Origin of the sequence: Nocardia sp. NPDC019219, assembly GCF_040632645.1 — a bacterium.
In the GTDB taxonomy this organism is placed as follows: Bacteria; Actinomycetota; Actinomycetes; order Mycobacteriales; family Mycobacteriaceae; genus Nocardia; species Nocardia sputorum.
Genome location: NZ_JBEYCG010000001.1, coordinates 686,930 through 707,728 on the forward strand (window position 1 = coordinate 686,930; position 20,799 = coordinate 707,728).

A 20,799-nucleotide genomic window follows, 5' to 3' on the forward strand; every position below is an offset into this window, starting at 1 on the left:
CTCCTGGCGGATGCCCGGACGGGACGACACTACGTGTGCCGTCCCGTCCGGTGTTTCTCCTAGGCAGCCATTTCCTGGTCGATTGCCGCCGCGAAGGCGTCCACATCGGCCTCGGTGGTGTCGAACGAGCACATCCAGCGGACCTCGCCGGTGCGCTCATCCCAGATATGAAAGCGGAACCGCTTCTGCAGTCGCTCGGTGACTTCCCTGGGCAGCGTGGCGAAGACGGCATTGGCCTGGACCGGCCGGACGATCTCGACGCCGGGTACCCCGGCGACGGCCGTGGCCAGCCGGGCCGCCATCGCGTTGGCGTGCCGGGCGTTGCGCAGCCACAGGTCGCCCTCCAGTAGCGCGACGAATTGCGCCGACACGTACCGCATCTTGGAGGCGAGCTGCAGCCCGGCCTTGCGCAGGTACGGCACGCCGCGCACCGCGTCCGGGTCGAGCACGACGATCGCCTCGCCGAACATGAGGCCGTTCTTGGTGCCGCCGAACGACAGCACGTCCACCCCGGCGTCGGTGGTGAACGCGCGCGGCGGCAAGTCGAGGGCGGCGGCCGCGTTGGCCAGCCGGGCGCCGTCGACGTGCAGCAGCATGCCCCGCTCGCGCGCCAGCGCGCCGATCGCCGCGATCTCCTCGGGCGTGTAGAGGGTGCCGAGTTCGGTGCTCTGGGTGAGGGAGACGACCTTCGGCTGGGCATGGTGCTCATCGCCGAAGCCCCACGCGTATTGGTCGAGTAGTTCCGGGGTCAGCTTGCCGTCCGAGGTGGGGACCGGGATCAGTTTCAGCCCGGCCACCTTCTCGGGCGCGCCGCACTCGTCCAGGTTGATGTGCGCGGACTCCGGGCAGATCACGGCGCTCCACCGGTCGCACATGGCCTGTAGCCCCACCACGTTCGCGCCGCTGCCGTTGAAGACCGGATAGACCTCGGCGCGCTCGCCGAAATGGCGTTTGATCAGCTCGCGCAGCCGGGCGGTGTGGACGTCCGCGCCGTAGGCCGGCTGGTGGCCCACGTTGGCGGCGGCCAGCGCCGCCATGATGTCCGGGTGAACCGGGGCGTTGTTGTCGCTGGCGAATCCGCGCGGTGGTTCGCCCCCGTGGTCGCCGAGCTCGGGAGAGCTGTCGCTCACCGGTCCCCCTCGGTCAGCAGCGGAAAGGCGCCGTTCTCGTCGTGGACCTCGCGGCCGGTGAGGGGCGGGTCGAACACGCAGACCGCCCGGAACCGCGTGTGGGCGCGCAGGGTGTGACGTTGGTGCGCGTCGACCAGATACAGCACACCGGGCGCCAAGCGATGCGTCTCCCCGGTCTCCTCGTCGACCACTTCACCCTCACCCTCGATCACGTAGACGGCTTCGATGTGGTTGGCGTACCACATCTCGAGCTCGGCGCCCGCGTCGACCACGGTGTCGTTCAAGGAGAAGCCGGCCTTCTCCCGGGCGAGAACCAGGCGACGGCTGGTCCACGTGGGGCCCCGCACTTCGCGCTCGGTGCCGATGGTCTCCTCCAAGGAACGGACGATCATGGGTTTCCTTTGTTCGTGCTCGGCCGGGGTGGATCGAGCGGGGTCCCGGCGCTGAGTGTTTCTGCGAACTCCCTCCGATCATGGCTGTCGGCGCAACTCGTCCAACAGTGGCAGGAATGCCCCATATCGTAAAAATCAAGCCATTTCGGATGGGCTGCGTCAGTCGACGAACAGGCCGCCGGTGAGGTTGGCGACCGCCCCGGTGATGGCGCCGGCGCGGTCGGAGGCGACGAAGGCGGCCACGTCGGCGACCTCGGCGATGGTGGGCAACTGCTTTCGCAGCGTCCGGTCCGCCATGCGAGCCTCGAATGCGTCGCGGCTGATGCCGTAGGCGTCGGCATGCAACCCGTACACCTCGGAAAGCTGCGGCGATTCCGGCATTCCCGCGGCGTTCAGGCACACGACTCGCACACCGCGCGGTCCGAGTTCGGCGGCGAGGCCGCGTGACAACGCTTCGATCGCCGCCCATGCCGGCGCCATGCCGCCCATGAGCGGGACGGCCGTCCGCGACGGAGACGCGGTGATCGTCAGGATCACGCCCGACCCCTGGTCGGTCATGCGCCGGGCGGCAGCTCTGGCGGTCAGGAAATTGGCCTTGGGGTAGGTGGCCATCGGCAGATCGAAATTGTCCACCGGGAGGTCGACGATGGCAGTGCCCTGTATCCCGGTCTGCGGCAGGCTGATCGCGTTGAACGAGATATCGAGGGACCCGGCGTCGCGGACCACCGCATCGACGTGCGCGTCCACCGCGTCTTCATCCAGGACATCTACCGTGGCGACGTCGGCGACCCCGCCGGTTGCCCTGATCTCATCGGCCACCACCTCCAGCGTGGAGCGGGTGCGCCCAGCGAGGAAGACTCGCGCCCCCTCCGCGGCGAAAACCTGCGCAACGACTTTTCCAACGGCTCCGCTCGCTCCGTAGACGATCGCGTTCTTCTTCTCAAGCAGCACTGATGACTCCTCGTTCCGGGCTGTGCGCCGATTCGGCGTGGACGTCGAGTTCGACGCCGCCAACCGCCAACTAGTTTCATGATGAAACTGGGTGGAACATAGCAGGAGGTGGTTTTGTCATGCAACCACTTCGGATATGCTGCACAGATGCTCGGCCGTACCTACGAAACCCAGGATTGCTCCGCGGCGCGGGCGCTCGAGATCGTCGGCGAGCGCTGGAGCCTGGTGATCATTCGGCACGCGCTCTTCCGGGGTATCACCCGATTCGGCGATTTTCAGCGCAGTCTCGGGATCTCCCGCAATATCCTCGCGGCGCGGCTCGACCGATTCGTCGAAGACGGGGTCATGCGGCGTCAGCCCGACGCGGCCGGGTCGGCCTACCACGAGTACGTTCTCACCGAGAAGGGGCGCGAACTGCAACCAGTGATCGTGGCCCTCACGCACTGGGGTGACCGCTGGGCAGCTCCGGGCGATCCTCCCGTCGTCCTCAGACACGCCCACTGTGGCGGCGCGGTGCACCAACGAACCGTCTGCCGAGATTGCGGTGAGGCCGTGGCCATCGACGAGGTAGAAGCGCACCCCACGGCGCAACGGGCGCCGCGACGGTAACCCCCTCGAACCCAGGACCGCCGCGGGACGACACCACGTGTGTCGTCCCGCGGCGGTGTTCAGTTCGCGGTCGAGCGGAAACCGCGCAGCCGCAGGCTGTTGCTCACCACGAAGACCGAGGAGAAGGCCATCGCGGCGCCCGCGAGCATCGGGTTCAGCAGTCCCGCCATGGCCAGCGGGATCGCGGCCACGTTGTAGGCGAAGGCCCAGAACAGGTTGCCCTTGATGGTCGCGAGGGTTCGGCGGGACAGCCGGATCGCGTCCGCGGCCGCCCGCAGATCGCCGCGCACCAAGGTGAGATCGCCCGCCTCGATCGCCACGTCGGTGCCGGTGCCCATGGCCAGGCCCAGGTCGGCCTGGGCCAGCGCCGCGGCGTCGTTCACGCCGTCGCCCACCATCGCCACCACTTTGCCGTCGGCTTGCAGCCGCTTCACCGTGTCGACCTTGTCCTGCGGCAGCACTTCCGCGATCACCTCGTCGATGCCGACCTGCGCGGCGATCGCCTCGGCGGCGGCCCGGTTGTCACCGGTCAGCATGATCGGGGCGAGTCCGAGGGCCCGCAGCTGGGAAATCGCCTCGGCGGAGGTCGGTTTCACCGCGTCGGCCACCACGAGCACGCCGCGCGCCGCGCCGTCCCAGCCCACCGCGACGGCGGTCTTGCCCTCGGCTTCGGCCGCGCGCATCGCCTCGGTCAAGGCTTCGTCGAGGTGCTGTGACCAGTCGGCGAGCAACCGGGCGCGACCGACGACCACCGCGTGGCCGTCCACCATGCCCTGCACGCCCAGGCCTTCGACATTCGCGAAATCCTCGACCGGCTTCAACTCGCCCACCCGCTCGCGGGCGCCTTTGGCGATGGCTTGGGCGATCGGGTGCTCGGAGGAATCCTCCAGGGCTCCGGCCAGCGCCAGAATCCGCTCGACCTGCTCGCCCTCGGCGGGGATCACGTCGAGCAAGCTCATCTTGCCCGCGGTGACGGTGCCGGTCTTGTCCAGCACGATCGTGTCCACCCGCCGGGTGGACTCCAGCACTTCCGGGCCCTTGATCAGGATGCCCAACTGCGCGCCGCGTCCCGTGCCGACCATCAGCGCGGTCGGCGTGGCCAGTCCGAGTGCGCACGGGCAGGCGATGATCAGCACCGCCACCGCCGCGGTGAACGCCGCGGCCACCGATCCGCCGGTGCCGAGCCAGAACCCTAGCGTCGCGACCGACAGCGCGATCACGATCGGCACGAAGAACCCGGAGATCCGGTCGGCCAGCCGCTGGGCCTGCGCCTTGCCGGTCTGCGCGTCCTCGACCAGCTTCGCCATCTGCGCCAGCTGGGTGTCGGAACCGATCCTGGTGGCACGCACCACGATCCGTCCGCCGACGTTGACGGTGGCGCCGACCACCGCGTCGTCCGGGCCGACCTCCACCGGCACCGATTCACCGGTGAGCATGGAGGCGTCGACGGCGGAGGAACCTTCCGTCACGACGCCGTCGGTGGCGATCTTCTCGCCGGGCCGCACCACGAACCGGTCGCCGACCCTCAGCTGCTCCACCGGGATGCGCTGCTCGGTTCCGTCGCGCAGGACGGAGACCTCTTTGGCCCCCAGCTCGAGCAGTGCCCGCAGCGCCGCACCCGCGCGCCGTTTGGCCCGCGCCTCGAAGAAGCGCCCGGCCAGGATGAACGTGGTGACGCCCGCCGCGGCCTCGAGGTAGATGCTGCCGGTGCCGTCCATCCGCGAGATGGTGAACTCGAACGGATGCGTCATGCCCGGCGTGCCCGCGGTGCCCCAGAACAGCGCGTACAGCGACCAGCCCAGGGCGGCCAGCGTCCCCATCGACACCAGGGTGTCCATGGTCGACGCGCCGTGGCGCAGGTTGGTCCATGCCGCGCGGTGGAACGGCAGCGCGCCCCACACCACCACCGGCGCGGCGAGCGTCAGCGACAGCCACTGCCAGTTGGTGAACTGCAAGGCCGGGATCATCGCCATGGCGATCACCGGCACCGACAGCACCAGCGAGACCAGCAGGCGGGTGCGCAGGGCGGCGGCGGGATCCTCCTCGACGGCGTTCTCCTGCGGCTTCGGCGGAGCGGGCAGGGCCGCGGTGTAACCCGCCTGTTCGACGGTGGCGATCAGGTCGTCCGGCGAGACGTCGCCGGTGACCTCGACCCGGGCCTTCTCGGTGGCGTAGTTCACGGTCGCGGTGACGCCGTCGAGCCTGTTGAGCTTCTTCTCGATGCGGGCGGCGCAAGACGCGCAGGTCATTCCACCGATCACGAGTTCGACCTGCCCGGAGGGCGGCGGTTGTGTCGCGGTGGTCATCGTGGGTGCTCCGTTCTGTGCGCGGACGGTCGTCGGGTCAGTGCGCGTGGCCGTCCGGCTGCTGACCAGTGTGTTCTTCGTGGTTAGAGGCGTCTACGGCGGGGGTGCCCGGCGCGACGGTCAGGGTGAATTCGGCGGTGCGGACCACGCCCTCGTGCTGGAAGTCGAGGAACAGGCGGTAGTCGCCCGCGCTCGGCGCCGTGACGGCGAAGGTGATGCCCGGTCCGGCCGCGGTCACGCCGTCGCCGGGGTGGCCTTCCGGGTGGACGTGCAGATAGCCCAAGTCGGCGGCGCGCAGGGCCACCAGGTGGCCGTAGGCCCCCAGGTAGGGCTGTAGATCCGTGACCGGCTTGCCTGCCCGGCTGACCGACAGGGTCACCTGCGAGGCCCGGCCCGGGACCACCGCGCCGTCCAGCGTGACGGTGTAGTCGCCGACGTTCGCGGTGGAGGTCGCCGCAGGCAGTTGCTGGGGGTCGTAGCGGCCCGCCACCCGCAGGTCCGCGCCGAGTGTCAGGCCGGCGCCGCCCTCCGGGGTGAAGTCGGCGAATACCCGGTAGTCACCGGCGCGGGTGAGATCCAGCGGGACGCTCCACGTTCCGTTGCCGTCGAGCACCGGGTGCACGTGCTGGAAGGCGGCCATATCGCGGCGCACGACGATCAAGTGCAAGTCCTTGTCGTGGCTGCGCACGTACCGGGTGACGGGCTTCCCGTCGCGGTCGAGGATCGTGAAGCGCAGCGGTACGTTCGCCGCGGCGGTGGTCTGGGCGGTGTCCAGCCGCAGGGTGTAGCCGCGGTCGGTGGCCATCAGTCCTGCTGGTAGTGCGTCGGCCCCGACCGAGTCCGCGTCGTGAGTTTTCGCGTCGTGGGCGGCGGGTTCGGCGGGCTCCGGCCCGATCACCGCACCGGCCGCGAGGGCGACCCCGAAGACAGCGGCGAGGCCGAGGGCGAAGCCGCCGAATTTGGTGGATGCGTTCATCGAAGTGCTCCGTCCGTCAGTCGGCGACGGCATAGCCGGCGCGGGCCACGGCGGCGGTGAGTTCCGCGCGCTCGATCGGTCTCGCGCTCTCGACGGTCACCAGTCCGTCGGCGAGATCGACGGCGACGGAACCCACGCCGTCGAGGCGGCCGATCTCGGTGCGGACCGAGGCGGCGCAGCCGCCGCAGGTCATGCCGGTGACGGTCACGGTGATTGTGCTCATGGTCGGGTCCTTCTGCGGTTGTTCTCGAATACAACTCTACCCTACCCCCCTAGGGTATGTGGATGTCAAGTTCCCGAGCAGACGAAAGCCCGGCCCGCGCCATGATTCGCGGACCGGGCTTGATGAAACGGGATCAGCGGTAGGTCACCAGCGCGACGGCGGGCGCCGAGACCACCTGCACATCGGCGGAATCGGACACCTTGACGTGCAGGAACCCGCCCTCGATCGCGATCCGGACGTCATCGACGGTGCGTGTGGTCCGCCCGTCCCGGTCCAGCAGTGAGTAGCCCTCGACCAGGACGACCTTGCTCGCGGGCCGCCATTTCGCTTCCATTCCGGCGCCTTTCGTCGGCGCCACCGGCGGGAAGTCGAGTTCCGGCTCGGCGACGTGGTTGAAGTAGTTGGACAGGACGTTCAGCGCGACATGGCCCACGATCTCGCCGAGTTCGGCGTCGCTCACCCCGCGAGAGCGCGCCGAGTCGAGTGCGGCGTCGTCGATCCGGCCGCGGGAGCGGAGTATGTCCCGGGCGACGTGCAGGATCGCGTCGGCGTGCGGGTCGTCGGCGCGTGCCGCGAGGGTGTCGGTGATCGCCTGCTCGGTGAAGCCCATGCGCTCGGCGCGCATGCTGTGTGCGGCGGTGCAGTAGTCGCAACCGTTTTCGCCGGCGACCAGCAGGGCGAGCTGTTCGCGCACGCGGGCCGAAAGCTTTCCTTTGGTGAGCGCGTCGCGCAGGTTCAGGTATCCCCGCAGGGTGACGGGGCTGTTGGCCATGGCGGCGTAGAGATTCGGGACCCGGCCCAGCTGGCGCTGTACCTCGCCGAGCAGGTCGGCCTGCTCGGCATCGGCGGAGTCGGGAGATACAAGGGGCAGGCGGGACATCGAAGCCTCCAGCTCGAACAGACGGTACCGATCGGTTCCGAGGCAAGACGGTACTGAGTGGTTCCGTCTTGGTCAAGCGTGATGGTACTGATCGGTTCCGTTCTGCTATCGTGGCGTCATGCCAACCCAGGCCAAGCAGCGTTTGCTCACCACCGCCGAAGAGCTGTTCTACGCCGAAGGGATTCGCGCCGTCGGCATCGATCGCCTGCTCCAGGAATCCGGCGTGGGTCGCGCCTCCTTCTATCGCCACTTCGCGAGCAAGGACGACCTGGTCGTCGCGGTGCTGGAGGATCGGGACCGCCGCTGGCTGAGCTGGCTGCGGGAATCGGTCGAGGTGAAGACCGGGGACCCGGCCGCCCGGCCGCTCGCGGTCTTCGACGCCCTGGCCGACCGGTTCGCCCGCAAGGATTTTCGCGGCTGCGCGTTCATCAACACCATGGTCGAGGTCGCCGATCGAGGCAGCGCGGCGCATCAGGTCGCCGATCGGCACAAGCGCCGCGTGATCGAGTACTTGAGCGAACTGCTCACCGAGGCGGGGAGGTCCGACGCCGCGGAACTGGCCGCCGAACTCGCGCTGCTGGTCGACGGCGCGATCGTCACCGCCGTGCGCGAGGGGACGCCGGACGCGGCGTCTCGTGCCCGCACCATCGCGGAGCGACTGCTCGCAACGCCATGAGAGCCGAGCTGCTACCGCCGGTCGGTATGCGGCGATGCGTCATCGTGTACTCGCTCGCGGGATTCGCCCGACTCGTCTCGCTGTCACAGCCGGACGCGAAGCCGGGAACCGCGCGTCCACGGGCCGATTCGGGCTCGCGACGCGACCGGCGGCTACCGACCGCCTAGCAATTCGACCCGTGGCGATCGCGCCTACTCCGCTCAGTGTTGCGGACCCGTCCGCTGGGACTTGCCGGAGCTTGCCGAGAGGGACCGATGTCGGCGTCGAATGTGGTCGAGGCGGGAGCATTGCCACGAACCGCCGCGCCGGGGCGGCCATCGCCGGAACCCGCTGTTGTGGGCATCGTGGCAGGCCGACTCCGGAACCTTGGCCGCGTCGACCGCCCGGTGGAGTCGCCGGGGGACGGCCGGAGCGATCGGAATTGCCCGGTAGGGGCGGTGCGGAGGTGGTCATGCGCACCGGTGCCGCCCCGCTGACGTCGCGGGGCGGCACCTGCTCGGATCAGGCCGAATGCAGGTTGCGTGCGGTAGGTGAGGTCTCGGTCGTGGCCGGGTCGGGGTAGGTGCCGAAGAGGCGGTCGGCGGTGCCGGAGCTGGTGACCGTGAACCAGTAGTGCTCGTTCTTGTAGTGGTGATGGCGGTGATTGCGCCAAACCGCGCGGTAGAGCGAGCCTTTCGGCTTGTAGTCGGTGTGGATCAGGTAGTGCGTCCACTCGTAGCCGAGGCCGAGCAGCGTGATGGTGATCAGGAAGGTGAGGCCGAGGCCCGGGCGGGGAAAGGCGAAGCCCGCCAGCGCGATCAACACCACGACCAGCACCGCCAGAGTTCTCGTCGGGATGAAGATCAGCGGGATGTCGCGCGGATCGACGTGATGCTCGCGGTGCTTGCGGGCCAGTTCGCTGTCCAGCGCGAGCGGGCCCACCCGCCGTGGTTTCCAATGCAGCACGGTGACGTGCACGATCCACTCGAAGACCGGGAAGACCGCCAGCATCGCGGCGGGGACCAGCAGGTCGGTCGGCTGCCAGTCGCCGACGACGACACGGGCGATCAGCGCGCCTGCCAGCGTGGTTCCGATCATCCACGGCGAGGGATGCCGGACGAATTCTGCGAATGCCTGGCTAAGGGTGAGCCCGCGACGCAACGCCCGCTCGTCCCTGCGCACTCGCGCCCGCGCGTCCGCCTCGACCGAGGCCCGTTCGGATGCTTTGGATTTCGTCATGTTCGTTCCTAGCTGTGCGTGACCGGCGGTCCGCCGAGGACCTCGATCAGGGCGGTGGTCGCCGGCTCGAGCAGCGCCCGAGCGGTGGTGGCGGCCTTCTGCGGCCGGCCCGCCGCGATGGCGGCGGCCAGTTCGCGGTATGCCTCGACGTTGCCCACCTCGGCGGACATGATCGGGGCCAGCGCCGCGAGCGCCGGTTCATAGGCGGCGCGCAACATGTTGAACATCAGCCGGAACACGATCGAGTCGGCCGCGTCCACGATGTGATCCCAGAACTCCATCGCGTGCCGCTGCCGCGCGATCGGGTCCTGCTCGGCGGCAAGCGCTTCGACGGATGCCGTCAGCAGGGGACGAACCCCGTCGGCGCCGATCGCGCCTACCCGGCGCGCGGCCAGCTCCGCCACCTTCGGTCCGTTGTGCAGGCGAGCCTCCAGAATGCTGCGGGCGACCGCTGGGTCCAATTCCCCGGCCTGCACCAGCAACCTGGGCAGCACCTCGAGCCCCGCGCCGCGGCGATAGTCCAGCACGGTGGTGGCGTCTCCCTGCCGCACCGACACCAGCCCGGCCGCGGCCAGTCGCTGCAGCGCCTCCCGCACCGCGGGCCGGGACACCCCGAGCGCCTCCGCCAACTGCCGTTCGCTCGGCAAGGTCGCCCCGGGCGCCAGCTCGCCGCTGAGCACATCCGCGGCGATCTGCTCGAACACATCCGCCGACACCGACCGCTTGACCACAGGTTGCAACGCCATGCGTCTACTGTGCGCCGATTTGGTCAGGAGGTCAAGTGGTCAGACCAGTTGCGGCTGCATAGCTATCCCTCGACGGCCATAGCGTCCAGCACATTCCGGAGAACGTGCACGACGCCTACTACAGGCTGAGCGATATCTTCCGCCCCGCCGAGCGCCGGTTCTGACCGGAGCGGCGATCGATCGGACCCGTTCGGAACGCTGCGCCGACAGGTGCCGGTCCGCAGCCCTAATTCGGTGGCCCGCTTGCCGTCGGGGAGTTAACATCCGCTCGTCCGTATTCGAGGTGGAAAGCATTGCCGAGGAGGTGGGGCGGGATGACCGCGCCGAAGACCGCCGTCACACGCGACGCCCGGACTGTCCCAACGTCCCGGGTCCCGGTCTGATCCCTCTTCGTCCGGCGTTCGTGTTGCGGGCTTTCGGCTCGCGTGACGGTGGTGCTGTGTCCGTGACCGGGCCCGACCATCATGAACACGGAGAATCCGAGTTGAGTTCCACCATCGATTGGCGTGTGCGCGCCGAAACCGCTGCCGACATTCCCGCGATCCACGAGATCAACGTCGCGGCCTTCGAGCGGGCCGACGAGGCCGAGCTGGTAGACGCACTGCGCGACGACCCCGCATGGATCGACGGCTTGTCGATCGTCAGCACGCTGCCGGACGACACCCCCGTCGGCTTCGCACTGCTGACTCGCTGCCACGTGCACACGACGCCCGCGCTGTGCCTCGGCCCGTGCGCGGTGCTGCCCGGCTACCAGAAGACCGGTGCGGGTTCCGCCGCGATCAGGGCCGCGCTCGCGGCGGCGGCGCGGATGGGCGAGCGTTTCGTCATCGTGCTCGGTCATCCGGCGTATTACCCGCGCTTCGGGTTCGGCCGGGCGTCCGAGCACGGAATCGGCCTCACCATCGACGTTCCGGATGAGGCGTTGATGGCGCTGACCCTCGACCCTGCTCAGCCGCTGCCGCGCGGCACGGTCCGCTACGCCGCCCCATTCGGCATCGACTAGCACCGTCGGCGTGACAGTACCGACGGTGGGGCGGAGCCGAATCCGCCCCACCGTCGGGTCGGCGGGAGGTCAGCTGGGGTCGGAGCCCCGGATGGCGGACAGCCAGATCGAACACGCTGCGGCGACCGTGGTGGCGGCGAGGAAGACCGGGAAGCCACCGCCGTCGAGATACACCCACAGGAGTGCGGCGACGGGGGCGGCGACGGTGGATTGCGCGTCGAGCAGAAGGCGACGGCGCAGCCGGGTGGCCTTCGCGGTCTGGGTGGGCGCGTCCGGGTCGGGGCGGCTGGGATTGTCGACGAGACGGCCGGGCGGTTCGGCGTCGCGGATGCGGCCGGAGGGGTAGAGCCGTCGTCCGGCGACGTGGATCGTGCGGTCGGTGAGTTCCGCGTCGGTTTCGGTCAGGACGATCAGCGCCGGGTCGAAGTACACCGGAAGCCACCGCGGCCGCCCGGTGCCCGCGACTTGCAACCACGACCGGCTGTCCAGGCGATGCTGCTGGCGGATGCGGGTGACCCGCACGGTGCGGGCCGCGCCCGAACGCCGGAACGGAATCCAGCCGAAGGCGACGGCGAGCCGGTACCCCGTATACCCGACGATGCCGAGGGCAACGGCGACCAGGGCCGCCACTTGGTCCAACGTGCCGAACGGCGCCCAAGCGGCACAGACCGCGAGAGCGCCGATCGTCACGGTGAGCGGATAGGCCAGCGGGTGGCCCGGTCCGGCGCTCACTTCAGGAAGCCGACCTTGGTGTAGTCGCGCGAGGCGAGGCCGAACGCACCGTAGTTCGCCAGATCGGTCCGGACGGCGTAGGTGCCCGCGGCCTGGTGCAGCGGGATGGAGTACCCCTCTTCGAAGATCATCCGATCGCATTCGTTGGCCAACTGAATGGCCTTGTCGGGGTCGAGTTCGGACAGGGTCCGGTCGATCAGCGCGTTGAGTTCCGGGGTGCCGATCCGCGCCTTGTTGCCCTGCAGGTTGGCAGGGTCGTAGTAGTAGATCTGCCGCAGTCCGCTCAGCGGGAGAACGCTACCGTTCCAGCTGAATTGGGCCAGATCGAAATTGCCGGGGTCGATGACGTTGGTGAACAGTCCCGTGCCCGGCACCGTCTGAATGGTCAGTTTCACGCCGACTTTCGCGAGATTCTGCTGCACGATCTGCGCGGTCTGCACCCACTGGTCCTGCTGGTACATCACGTCGCGGAGTTCGAGCTTGCGGCCGTCCTTCTCGCGGACGTCGCCGTTGAGCTTCCAGCCGAGCGCGTCCAGCATCCGGGCCGCCTCGTCCGGGTCGTAGGCGATGGGCGCGGCGTTGTCCTGGTAGCCCTTCTGCCCCGACACGAAGACGTGATTGTTCAATGGCTTCGGATCGTCGACGACGCCGTGCTGCGAGGCGGTGACCACGCCCTGCCGGTCGATCGCCTTGGAGATGGCGATCCGCAGTTGCGGGTCGGCCAGCAGCGAACCGGGCGCCCCGTTGAACGTGATGTGCGACCAGGTCGGCTCCGGCGTGCGCCGGATGACCACATTCGCCGCGTTGCGCGCCGCGCTGACGTTCTCGATGCCGGACATGTAGGCGATGTCGAGCTCGTTGTTCTGGATCGCGGGCAGCCAGGCCGAGTGGTCGAGCACGCTGAAGGTGACCGAATCCAGTTTCGGCGTATCGCCCCACCACCGGGGATTGCGCCCGAGCACGATGCGATTCTGGCTGCGATCGATGGAGGTGACCGCGAAGGGGCCCGCGCTGACCGGCAACCCGTTCTTGGCCGCGTTGGTGAAGGTGTCGGGCGTCGCGGTGACCGATTTCGGGTACAGCGGGTTGAACAGTCCTTGCCATTCGCTGTAGGGCTGGTCGAAGGTCACCACGGCTTGCCGGTCGTCGGCGCCGCGCTCGACCTTGCCGACCCGTTCGAAACCGCCGGTGCCCGAGACGAGGAACGCGTTGTCCTTCCCGCTCAGGGCATTCGCCTGCGACCGCAGGTCTTCCCAGGTGATCGGTGAGCCGTCGGACCACATGGCTTTCGGATTGATGGTGTACTCCACCTGCTGGGGGTTGGTCCCGGTCAGCTTGATATCGGTGAAGAAGTCGTGGTCGATGCTCAGCTGTCCCGCCGCGTCGCTGACGAAGGCGGTGGGCATCGTCGCTTCGATGATGGAGAAGACGCTCTCGGTGCCGCCGTCCACATGCAGGTAGTTGAAGGTCTCCGGGAAGTTGGTGAGCGCCAACCGCAGATTGCCGCCGTCGCGCAGTTCGCCGGGGTCCCTCGGATTGATGTCGTTGGTGCTGCCGACCGTGCTGGTGCCAGGCGCCGCGGCGTTGTCCCCGCCACAACCCGTGACGGTCAGCCCGATCACGACCAGCGACAACGCCAGCCGGGCACACGCAGAGGTAATCCGCATGGTGATCCTTCCTGCTCGTTAGGTCCTGCGGAACGGCCTCACTTCTCGAAGCCCACCCGGAGGTAGTCCGGGGAAGCCAGCCCGAAGGCGCCGAAGTTGGCCAGCCCCGCTCGAACGGCCACATTGCCCGGCGATTGCGCGATGGGCACCGAGTGGCCCAGCTCGAAGATCATCCGGTCGGCCTTGTTCGCCAGCTCGATCGCCCGCTCGGGGTCGAGTTCGGAAATGGTCTGCTCGATCAACTCGTTCAGTTCGGGTGACCCGATCCGTCCCTTGTTGCTCAGCGGGTTCGCCGGGTCGTAGGCGTAGATCTGCGGCAGCGCGCCGAGCGGGAAAATGCTTCTGGACCAGCTGAACTGGGCGATGTCGAAGTTGCCAGGGTCGATCACATCGGTGAACAGACCGTTGCCGGGGAAGGTCTGGATCACCAGTTTCACCCCGACCCGCGCCAGATTCTGCTGCATGATCTGCGCCATCTGCACCCAGGTGTCCTGCTGGAACATCACGTCCCGGATCACCAGCTGCCGTCCGTCCTTCTCGCGGACGTCGCCGTTGAGCTTCCAGCCGAGTTCGTCCAGCATGCGGGCCGCCTCGTCGGGGTTGTAGGCGATCACCGCGGAGTTGTCCTGATAGCCCTTCTGCCCGTCGAGATAGATGTGGTTGTTCAGCGGCTTGGGATTCTCCACGATCCCGTTCTGCAGCGCGGTGACGATGCCCTGGCGATCGATCGCCTTCGCGATCGCGACGCGCAAGCGCGCATCCGCGAGAATCGATCCCGGCGCGCCGTTGAACGTGATGTGCGAGTTGTACGGGCGCGAGGCGCGACGCACGATGATGCCCGGCGAGTTGGTCGCGGACTTGACCTCTTCGATGCCGGAGATATCGATGGCGTCGAGTTCATTGTTCTGCAAGGCGTTGAGGCGGGCCGAATAGTCGAGCACGCTGTAGGTGACGGTGTCCAGCTTCGGCGTCTCGCCCCACCATTTCGGGTTGCGGCTGAGCACGATTCGCTGCTGCGCCCGGTCGACGGAGGTGATCACGAACGGTCCGGCCGACTTGGCCAGCCCGTTGCGGTCGCGCTCGTTGAACGCCTGCGGCGTCTCGGTCGATTCCTTCGGCATCAGCTGACTGAACAGGCCCCGCCACTCCGCGTAGTGCTGCGCGAAGGTGACGATCGCCTGGCGGTCGTCGACGCCGCGCTCGACCTTGGCCAGCCGGTTGTAGCCCTGCGTCGCGGCGACCCGGTATTCCGTGTTGCGGCCGCTCAGCGCCTCGGCTTGGGAGCGCAGGTCCTCCCAGGTGATCGGGCTGCCGTCGGACCAGACCGCCTTGGGATTGATGGTGTAGACCACCCGCTGCGGATTGGTCTCGGTCAGTGCGATATCGGTGAAGAAGTTGTGATCGATCGACAGTTCGCCCGCGGCGTTGGCGGTGATCGGCCCTGGCAATGTCCAGTCGACTACTTCGGCGAGGTCACCGTCGGCGTCGACGTGGTGCGAATTGAACGTCGCGGGGAAGTTCGTGATCGCGAGACGCAGGTTGCCGCCGTCGCGCACGTCGCTCGGGTCTCGGGGATTGATGTCGTTGGTCGATCCGATCGCGCTGGAACCCGACTCGACTTCGTTGCCGCCGGCGCCACAGCCGACCAACAGCGCGAGCGCCGTGCCAACGGTAAGAGCTCGGACCATCACCTTGCGTGTCCGCCACCGGCGGTTCTGTGCTGGTCTCATTTCGCGAATCCGATCTTGGTGTAGTCGTAGGACGCCAGCCCGGGGGAACCGATATTGGCGAGGTCCGCGCGGGCGCCGAAACTGCCGTCGGACTGGGTCAGCGGCAGGGAATGCCCTTCCTCGAACACCTTGCGGTCGACCTCGTTGGCCAGTTCGATCGCCTTCTTCGGGTCGAGTTCGGTCAGCGTGCGCTCGATCAGGGCATTGAGCTCGGGCGAGCCGATACGACCGTAGTTGCCCTGCAGATCGTTCGGGTCGTAGTAGTAGATCTGCCGGATCGAACTCATCGCGAAGGCGTCCCCGGAGAAGATGAACTGTGCGGCGTCGAAATCACCGGGGATGATGACGTCGGTGAAATAACCGGCCCCCGGCTTGGTGTCGATGGTGAGCCGCACGCCGATCCGGGCCAGATTCTGCTGGATGATCTGCGCGATCTGCACCCACAGCGGGTCGTTGTACATCACGTCGCGGATTTCCAGCTTGCGTCCGTCCTTCTCGCGGACGTCGCCGTTGAGCTTCCAGCCGAGCGCGTCGAGTTCCCGTGCCGCCTGGTCGGGGTCGTAGGCCACCGGCGCCGAATTGTCCTGGTAACCGTCTTGCCCCTGCAGGAAGATGTGGTTGTTCAACGGCTTCGGATTCTCGACCAGGCCGTTCTGGGTCGCGGTCGCGATACCCTGCCGGTCGATGGCCTTCGCGATCGCCACCCGCACGCGCGCATCCGCGAGAATGGAACCGGGCGCGCCGTTGAAGGTGATGTGCCGCCAGCGGTTACCAGGCGCACGGCGGATCACCAGCCCGTTGGTAGTGCGGACCGTCTTGACCTCGTCGATCGAGGCCAGCCGGGCCAGATCCAGTTCGTTGTTCTGCAGGGCGCCCACCCACGCCGCCTGATCCAGCACACTGTAGGTGATGGTGTCCAGTTTCGGCGTCTCGCCCCACCATCTCGGATTACGGCTGAGCACGATCCGGCCCTGGACACGGTCGGTGGACTGGACGACGAACGGGCCCGCGCTGGGGCCGAGCCGGTCCACGAGTCCCTTGTTGAACGATTCCGGGGTCGCTGTCACGGATTTCGGGAAAAGCGAGGAGTTTCCCGCGAACTGTCCGCGCCATTCGCCGTAGGGATGGTTGAAGGTGAGGACCGCCTGCCGGTCGTCCACACCGCGCTCGACCTTGTCGACGAACTCGAAGCCGTTGGTGATCGCGATCAAGAAGCGCTTGTCCCGCCCGTTGAGCGCGTGTGCTTGCGCGGCGATGTCCTCCCAGGTGATCGGCGTGCCGTCGGACCAGACCGCCGCGGGATTGATGGTGTAGGTGACCTGCTGCGGGTTGGTGCCGGTCAGCGCCACATCGGTGAAGAAGTCCCGGTTCACGGTCAGGTTGCCCGCCGCGTCGACGTCGAACGCGCGCGGCATGAGCGGACGCTCGATGTCGCCGATCTCGCCGTCGTTCCCGTCATTGGACAGGGTGTTCCAGTTCGCCGGGAAGCTGGTGACCGCCAAGCGCAGGTTGCCGCCGTCGCGCACCTCGTCGCGGTTCTTGGGATTGATGTCGCTGGTGGTGCCGAGCGCGTCGGACAGTCCCGCGGCCGACTCGTCGGGGCCGGTCGCGCAGCCCGCGGCGATCAGCGCGACCGCCGCCAAGCCCGCGGTCCACCGCCATCGGTCGAAACGGATCCGCATCGCGCTCTCCTGACTATCGGCTGACTGCTGGAACCGGCACCGCGTCGATCAGCGCCCTGGTGTACTCGTGTCGCGGCTCGGCGAATATCTGCTCCGCCGAACCGTATTCCACGATCTTGCCGCGATACATGACGGCGATGTCGTGAGCCAGGTTCCGCACCACGGACAGGTCGTGCGAGACGAACAGATACGAGAGTCCGCGCTCGGTCTGCAGGTCACGCAACAGATTCAGCACGCCCGCCTGGATCGAGACGTCCAGCGAGGAGACCGGCTCGTCGAGCACCAGCAGCTCCGGGTCCAGCGCGAGAGCGCGGGCGATGCTGATGCGCTGCTTCTGTCCGCCGGAGAAGTCGGCGGGGTAGCGGTCGGCGTGCTCGGGGCGCAGCCCGACCTGCTCGAGCAGCTCCGGTACGCGACGGGCGATCTCGGTCGGCGAACGCCCGTCGATGCGCAACGGCTCGGCGAGCGCGTCGAAGATCGGCAGGCGCGGATCCAGCGAGGCGGTGGGGTCCTGGAAGACGATCTGCATCTTCCGGCGGATCTCCCGCTTGCGCGCCTTGCTCAGCGACGCGACGTCGCTGCCCATGATCTCGATCGTGCCCTCCTGCGGAGAGACCAGATCGAGGATCTGGGTGAGCGTGGTGGACTTGCCGGAGCCGGACTCGCCGACCAGTGCCAACGTGCGCCCGCGGCGCACCTCGAAACTGATGCCGTCGACCGCCCTGATCTCGCCCTTGCGACGGCGCAGCACCACGCCCGACGTGAGGGGGAAGACCTTCACCAGATCCGAGACCCGCAAGACCACGTCCGAATCCGGCTCGGCCTCGGCGTCCGGCTCGGCGATCTCGCGGCGATAGGCCTCGAACAACTCGTCGGTGCCGACCTCGGCGGTGCGGATGCAGGCGGCCGTATGCCCGGGTTCCACGCCCTCCAGCGGCGGTTCCGCCGCCCGGCACTCGTCGATCGACACCGGGCAGCGCGGTGCGAACGAGCAGCCCGGCGGCAGCGCGTGCATGGCGGGCGGCGCGCCGACGATCGGGATCAGCGGCCGCCGCGGCGGACCGTCCATCCGCGGAATCGAGCCGAGCAGACCGACGGTGTAGGGCATCCGCGGGGTGTTGAACAGCTCCGCGGCGGTGGCGGTTTCGACGATCCGGCCCGCGTACATGACGGCCACGCGATCGGCCAGCGTCGCGGCGATGCCCATGTCGTGGGTGATCATGATGACGCCCGCGCCGGTGATGTCGCGCGCCTTGCGCAGCAGGTTGAGGATCTGCTTCTGCACCGTCACGTCCAGCGCGGTGGTCGGCTCGTCGCAGATGATCAACGCCGGATCGTTCGCGATCGCCATCGCGATGACCACGCGCTGGCGCTGGCCGCCGGAGAACTCGTGCGGAAACGCCTTGGCCCGCGTCTGCGGGTCCGGGATGCCGACCAGGTCGAGCAGCTCCACCGCGCGTTTCGCGGCTTCGCCGCGGCCCATCTTGCCGTGCGCCAGCAGGGCTTCGGCGATCTGATCGCCCACCCGGTACACCGGCGTGAGCGCCGAGAGCGGGTCCTGGAACACCATGCTGATGGAACTGCCGCGCAGCTTGGACAGGTCGCGATCGCCGAGGCCGAGCAGTTCACGGCCGCGGAACCGGATGGAGCCGGTGATCCGCGCCTGCTCCGGCAGCAGTCCCATCACCGCCAGCGAGGACACCGACTTGCCCGACCCGGATTCACCGACGATGGCGAGCACTTCGCCATCGGACACCGTGTAGGTGACGCCGCGCACCGCGTCGATCCGGCCCTCCTCGCTGGGGAAGGACACCCGCAGATCGGTGATCTCCAGCAGGGGCGCGGTCGAGGTCGTCTCGACCGTCTGCTCGGTTGTTCCCGCGCTCGTCATGCTTTCGCCTTCTTCTTCGACCGTGCCCGTTTGGCGCCGGGGTCGAACGCGTCGCGCAGCCCGTCACCGACGAGGTTGGCGCACAGCACGGTGATGATCAGCAGACCACCCGCGAACAGGAACAGCCAGGGATAAGTCAACGCTGATTTCGTCCCCGCGGCGATCAGCGATCCGAGCGACACGTCCGGCGGCTGCACGCCGAAACCGAGGAAGCTCAGGCCCGTCTCGGCCATGATCGCCGAGCCGACGGTGAGGGTGGTGTCGATGATCAGGATCGAGGCGATGTTCGGGATGACATGGCTGAGGATCACCGTGCGGGTGGGCGCTCCCATGTACCGCGCGGCGCGGACGAATTCGCGATCACGCAGGCTCAGGGTCAGGCCGCGCACGATCCGCGCGGAGATCATCCAGCCGAAGCAGGACAGCAGGAGGATCAGCAGCAGGATGGAACCGCTGCCCTTGGTGCGCGGCGCGAACAGCGCGATGACGATGAAACTCGGGACCACCAGCAGCAGGTCCACCAGCCACATGATCGCGCGGTCGGTCCAGCCGCCGAGCAGGCCGGCCAGTGAACCGGCGGTGGCCGCGATCGTGGTGGACAACAACGCGACACACAGGCCGATGACCAGCGATTTCTGCAGTCCGCGCAGGGTTTGCGCGAGCACGTCCTGGCCGATCTGCGTGGTGCCGAACGGATGTTCCGGGCTCGGCGGTTTCAGCAGGGCGGTGTAGTCCAGCTGCTGGTAGTCGTAGGGCAGCAAGGGCGGCAGGGCGAAGCTCGCGACGAACAGCGCGATCAGGATCAGGCCGCCCGCGACGGCGGGCTTGTTGCGCAGGAAACGCCGCAGCACCAGCCTGCGCCGCCCCGTCGCGGTGACTTCCGGCGCGCCTTGGACGATGATCTCGGCTTCCGTCATCCCACACGCACCCTTGGGTCGAGAATCGCGTACACGATGTCGGACAGCAGACCCGACACCAGCACCACCAGGCCGGCGAACGCGGTCACCGTCACCACGACGTACAGGTCCTGGGCGTTGATCGAGTCGACCAGCCACTCACCGACACCGTGCCAGCCGAAGATCTTCTCGGTGAACGTCGCACCGGTGATCAGAGCGCCGAGGCTGTAGGCGAACAGCGTGGCCATCGGGATCAGCGCCGTGCGCAGGCCGTGCTTGTACAGCGCCTTGCTGCGCGTGAGTCCCTTGGCGCGGGCGGTGCGGATGAAATCGCTCTGCAGCACGTCGAGCATGGCGTTGCGCTGGTAGCGGCTGTAGCCGGCCATGGCGCCGAGGGCCAGTGCGGTGGTGGGCAGGATCAGGTGCTGGATGCGATCGAGCAGCTGCGGCCCGAACCCTTCGATCTTGTTCGCCGACGTCTCGCCGGTATAGAGGAAGATCTGCGATCCGGCGAGCGAATTGATCTCCAGCGCACCGTATTTGAGCAGCGTCGCGAGCAGGAACACCGGCGTGCTCAAGATCAGCAACGACACCACCGTGGTGAAATAGTCGCTGAACTTGTACTGCCGGATCGCGCCCGCCGCGCCGATCAGCACGCCGAGCACCGTGCCGACCAGCGAACCGACGACCAGCAACCGCAGGCTCACCGCGACCCGCCGCGGCAGCTCCTCGCTCACCGGCTGCCCGGCCAGCGTGGTGCCGAAGTCGCCGTGCGGGATGCCGGCGAGCCAGGTGAGATAGCGCTCCGGGATCGGGTCGTTGAGGTGCAGCTCCTCGGCCTTGGCGTCGATCACTGCCTGTGGCGGGCGCGGATTGCGTTGTTCGAGACTGTCCAGCGGACGGAACGTCAGGGACGCCAAACTGAACGTCAGGAACGAAGCCAGCAGCAACAGCACGACATAGTTGAGCGCGCGTCGTAGCAGGAAGCCGGTCATCAGTCCTCTGGTCTTTCGGCTGGACGAGCCAGCGTCGGTATTAGCCCCCGATCATAAGGACGTGGTCGGCGGCGCGCGTGCCACCCGACATCCGGG

19 protein-coding genes are annotated in these 20,799 nt (G+C 68.1%); 3 read left to right on the forward strand and 16 right to left on the reverse strand.

Annotation, left to right across the window (positions count from 1 at the left end):
• Positions 1 to 59 precede the first annotated feature (59 nt).
• From ABZ552_RS03130 to ABZ552_RS03140, 3 genes are all read right to left on the reverse strand, one after another.
• On the reverse strand, positions 60 to 1,130 hold the full coding sequence (locus ABZ552_RS03130) for a low specificity L-threonine aldolase (RefSeq protein WP_357435357.1): 1,071 nt from the start codon (positions 1,128 to 1,130) through the stop codon (positions 60 to 62).
• Positions 1,127 to 1,522, reverse strand: coding sequence for an ectoine synthase (locus ABZ552_RS03135; RefSeq protein ID WP_281876674.1), 396 nt, complete (start codon positions 1,520 to 1,522; stop codon positions 1,127 to 1,129). Before ABZ552_RS03135 ends, ABZ552_RS03130 begins: the two co-directional genes overlap by 4 nt.
• Positions 1,523 to 1,681: 159 nt before the next feature.
• The gene (locus ABZ552_RS03140; RefSeq protein WP_281876675.1) at positions 1,682 to 2,473 is read right to left on the reverse strand and encodes an SDR family oxidoreductase; all 792 of its coding nucleotides are present in this window, start codon (positions 2,471 to 2,473) and stop codon (positions 1,682 to 1,684) included.
• Between the two features lie 147 nt (positions 2,474 to 2,620).
• Between ABZ552_RS03140 and ABZ552_RS03145 the strand changes: the two genes are divergently transcribed.
• Positions 2,621 to 3,082: a helix-turn-helix domain-containing protein gene (locus ABZ552_RS03145; protein WP_281876676.1), complete on the forward strand. Its 462-nt coding sequence runs from the start codon at positions 2,621 to 2,623 to the stop codon at positions 3,080 to 3,082.
• A gap of 59 nt (positions 3,083 to 3,141) precedes the next feature.
• On the opposite strand, the gene ABZ552_RS03150 is transcribed toward ABZ552_RS03145, so the two are convergent.
• From ABZ552_RS03150 to ABZ552_RS03165, 4 genes are all read right to left on the reverse strand, one after another.
• Positions 3,142 to 5,388 (reverse strand): heavy metal translocating P-type ATPase, encoded by a 2,247-nt coding sequence (locus ABZ552_RS03150; RefSeq protein WP_357435360.1) that lies wholly within the window; start codon positions 5,386 to 5,388, stop codon positions 3,142 to 3,144.
• A 37-nt stretch (positions 5,389 to 5,425) separates the two neighbouring features.
• On the reverse strand, positions 5,426 to 6,364 hold the full coding sequence (locus ABZ552_RS03155; RefSeq protein WP_281876678.1) for a hypothetical protein: 939 nt from the start codon (positions 6,362 to 6,364) through the stop codon (positions 5,426 to 5,428).
• 16 nt (positions 6,365 to 6,380) lie between these two features.
• On the reverse strand, positions 6,381 to 6,587 hold the full coding sequence (locus tag ABZ552_RS03160) for a heavy metal-associated domain-containing protein (RefSeq protein ID WP_357435362.1): 207 nt from the start codon (positions 6,585 to 6,587) through the stop codon (positions 6,381 to 6,383).
• A gap of 133 nt (positions 6,588 to 6,720) precedes the next feature.
• A complete protein-coding gene (locus ABZ552_RS03165; protein ID WP_357435364.1) occupies positions 6,721 to 7,467 on the reverse strand; it encodes a carboxymuconolactone decarboxylase family protein in 747 nt (248 codons plus the stop codon).
• A gap of 118 nt (positions 7,468 to 7,585) precedes the next feature.
• Between ABZ552_RS03165 and ABZ552_RS03170 the strand changes: the two genes are divergently transcribed.
• Positions 7,586 to 8,143, forward strand: a complete 558-nt coding sequence (locus tag ABZ552_RS03170) for a TetR/AcrR family transcriptional regulator (protein ID WP_281876680.1) — start codon at positions 7,586 to 7,588, stop codon at positions 8,141 to 8,143.
• A gap of 501 nt (positions 8,144 to 8,644) precedes the next feature.
• Here ABZ552_RS03170 and ABZ552_RS03175 read toward each other — a convergent pair.
• Positions 8,645 to 9,220 carry a sterol desaturase family protein gene (locus ABZ552_RS03175; RefSeq protein WP_281881241.1) on the reverse strand — a complete coding sequence of 192 codons (576 nt, stop codon included), beginning with the start codon at positions 9,218 to 9,220 and terminating at the stop codon, positions 8,645 to 8,647.
• Positions 9,221 to 9,369: 149 nt separating this feature from the next.
• Positions 9,370 to 10,107 (reverse strand): FadR/GntR family transcriptional regulator, encoded by a 738-nt coding sequence (locus tag ABZ552_RS03180; RefSeq protein ID WP_281876681.1) that lies wholly within the window; start codon positions 10,105 to 10,107, stop codon positions 9,370 to 9,372.
• Positions 10,108 to 10,591: 484 nt separating this feature from the next.
• Between ABZ552_RS03180 and ABZ552_RS03185 the strand changes: the two genes are divergently transcribed.
• On the forward strand, positions 10,592 to 11,110 hold the full coding sequence (locus tag ABZ552_RS03185; protein WP_281876682.1) for an N-acetyltransferase: 519 nt from the start codon (positions 10,592 to 10,594) through the stop codon (positions 11,108 to 11,110).
• 69 nt (positions 11,111 to 11,179) lie between these two features.
• On the opposite strand, the gene ABZ552_RS03190 is transcribed toward ABZ552_RS03185, so the two are convergent.
• From ABZ552_RS03190 to ABZ552_RS03220, 7 genes are read right to left on the reverse strand one after another with little or no spacing between them, the layout of a single operon-like run.
• Positions 11,180 to 11,842 (reverse strand): hypothetical protein, encoded by a 663-nt coding sequence (locus ABZ552_RS03190; protein WP_357435367.1) that lies wholly within the window; start codon positions 11,840 to 11,842, stop codon positions 11,180 to 11,182.
• A complete protein-coding gene (locus ABZ552_RS03195; RefSeq protein WP_357435369.1) occupies positions 11,839 to 13,509 on the reverse strand; it encodes an ABC transporter family substrate-binding protein in 1,671 nt (556 codons plus the stop codon). Before ABZ552_RS03195 ends, ABZ552_RS03190 begins: the two co-directional genes overlap by 4 nt.
• A 38-nt stretch (positions 13,510 to 13,547) precedes the next feature.
• Positions 13,548 to 15,197 (reverse strand): ABC transporter family substrate-binding protein, encoded by a 1,650-nt coding sequence (locus tag ABZ552_RS03200; protein WP_281876686.1) that lies wholly within the window; start codon positions 15,195 to 15,197, stop codon positions 13,548 to 13,550.
• A 38-nt stretch (positions 15,198 to 15,235) separates the two neighbouring features.
• Complete coding sequence (locus tag ABZ552_RS03205; RefSeq protein WP_357435371.1) at positions 15,236 to 16,921, reverse strand: ABC transporter family substrate-binding protein; 1,686 nt, start codon at positions 16,919 to 16,921, stop codon at positions 15,236 to 15,238.
• Between the two features lie 13 nt (positions 16,922 to 16,934).
• Entirely contained in the window at positions 16,935 to 18,812 is a 1,878-nt protein-coding gene (locus ABZ552_RS03210; RefSeq protein ID WP_357435373.1) for an ABC transporter ATP-binding protein, read from the reverse strand.
• Complete coding sequence (locus ABZ552_RS03215; RefSeq protein ID WP_281919258.1) at positions 18,809 to 19,729, reverse strand: ABC transporter permease; 921 nt, start codon at positions 19,727 to 19,729, stop codon at positions 18,809 to 18,811. The genes ABZ552_RS03210 and ABZ552_RS03215 overlap by 4 nt, the downstream gene beginning before the upstream one ends.
• Complete coding sequence (locus tag ABZ552_RS03220; protein WP_281876691.1) at positions 19,726 to 20,703, reverse strand: ABC transporter permease; 978 nt, start codon at positions 20,701 to 20,703, stop codon at positions 19,726 to 19,728. The genes ABZ552_RS03215 and ABZ552_RS03220 overlap by 4 nt, the downstream gene beginning before the upstream one ends.
• Positions 20,704 to 20,799 lie beyond the last annotated feature (96 nt).

Coding starts and splice junctions, on each gene's coding strand:
- ABZ552_RS03135 (WP_281876674.1), bottom strand. CDS start 1,522: ATGATCGTCCGTTCCTTGGAGGAGACCATCGGCACCGAGCGCGAAGTG.
- ABZ552_RS03145 (WP_281876676.1), top strand. CDS start 2,621: ATGCTCGGCCGTACCTACGAAACCCAGGATTGCTCCGCGGCGCGGGCG.
- ABZ552_RS03150 (WP_357435360.1), bottom strand. CDS start 5,388: ATGACCACCGCGACACAACCGCCGCCCTCCGGGCAGGTCGAACTCGTG.
- ABZ552_RS03155 (WP_281876678.1), bottom strand. CDS start 6,364: ATGAACGCATCCACCAAATTCGGCGGCTTCGCCCTCGGCCTCGCCGCT.
- ABZ552_RS03160 (WP_357435362.1), bottom strand. CDS start 6,587: ATGAGCACAATCACCGTGACCGTCACCGGCATGACCTGCGGCGGCTGC.
- ABZ552_RS03165 (WP_357435364.1), bottom strand. CDS start 7,467: ATGTCCCGCCTGCCCCTTGTATCTCCCGACTCCGCCGATGCCGAGCAG.
- ABZ552_RS03170 (WP_281876680.1), top strand. CDS start 7,586: ATGCCAACCCAGGCCAAGCAGCGTTTGCTCACCACCGCCGAAGAGCTG.
- ABZ552_RS03175 (WP_281881241.1), bottom strand. CDS start 9,220: ATGATCGGAACCACGCTGGCAGGCGCGCTGATCGCCCGTGTCGTCGTC.
- ABZ552_RS03180 (WP_281876681.1), bottom strand. CDS start 10,107: ATGGCGTTGCAACCTGTGGTCAAGCGGTCGGTGTCGGCGGATGTGTTC.
- ABZ552_RS03195 (WP_357435369.1), bottom strand. CDS start 13,509: ATGCGGATTACCTCTGCGTGTGCCCGGCTGGCGTTGTCGCTGGTCGTG.
- ABZ552_RS03200 (WP_281876686.1), bottom strand. CDS start 15,197: ATGGTCCGAGCTCTTACCGTTGGCACGGCGCTCGCGCTGTTGGTCGGC.
- ABZ552_RS03205 (WP_357435371.1), bottom strand. CDS start 16,921: ATGCGGATCCGTTTCGACCGATGGCGGTGGACCGCGGGCTTGGCGGCG.
- ABZ552_RS03210 (WP_357435373.1), bottom strand. CDS start 18,812: ATGACGAGCGCGGGAACAACCGAGCAGACGGTCGAGACGACCTCGACC.
- ABZ552_RS03215 (WP_281919258.1), bottom strand. CDS start 19,729: ATGACGGAAGCCGAGATCATCGTCCAAGGCGCGCCGGAAGTCACCGCG.
- ABZ552_RS03220 (WP_281876691.1), bottom strand. CDS start 20,703: ATGACCGGCTTCCTGCTACGACGCGCGCTCAACTATGTCGTGCTGTTG.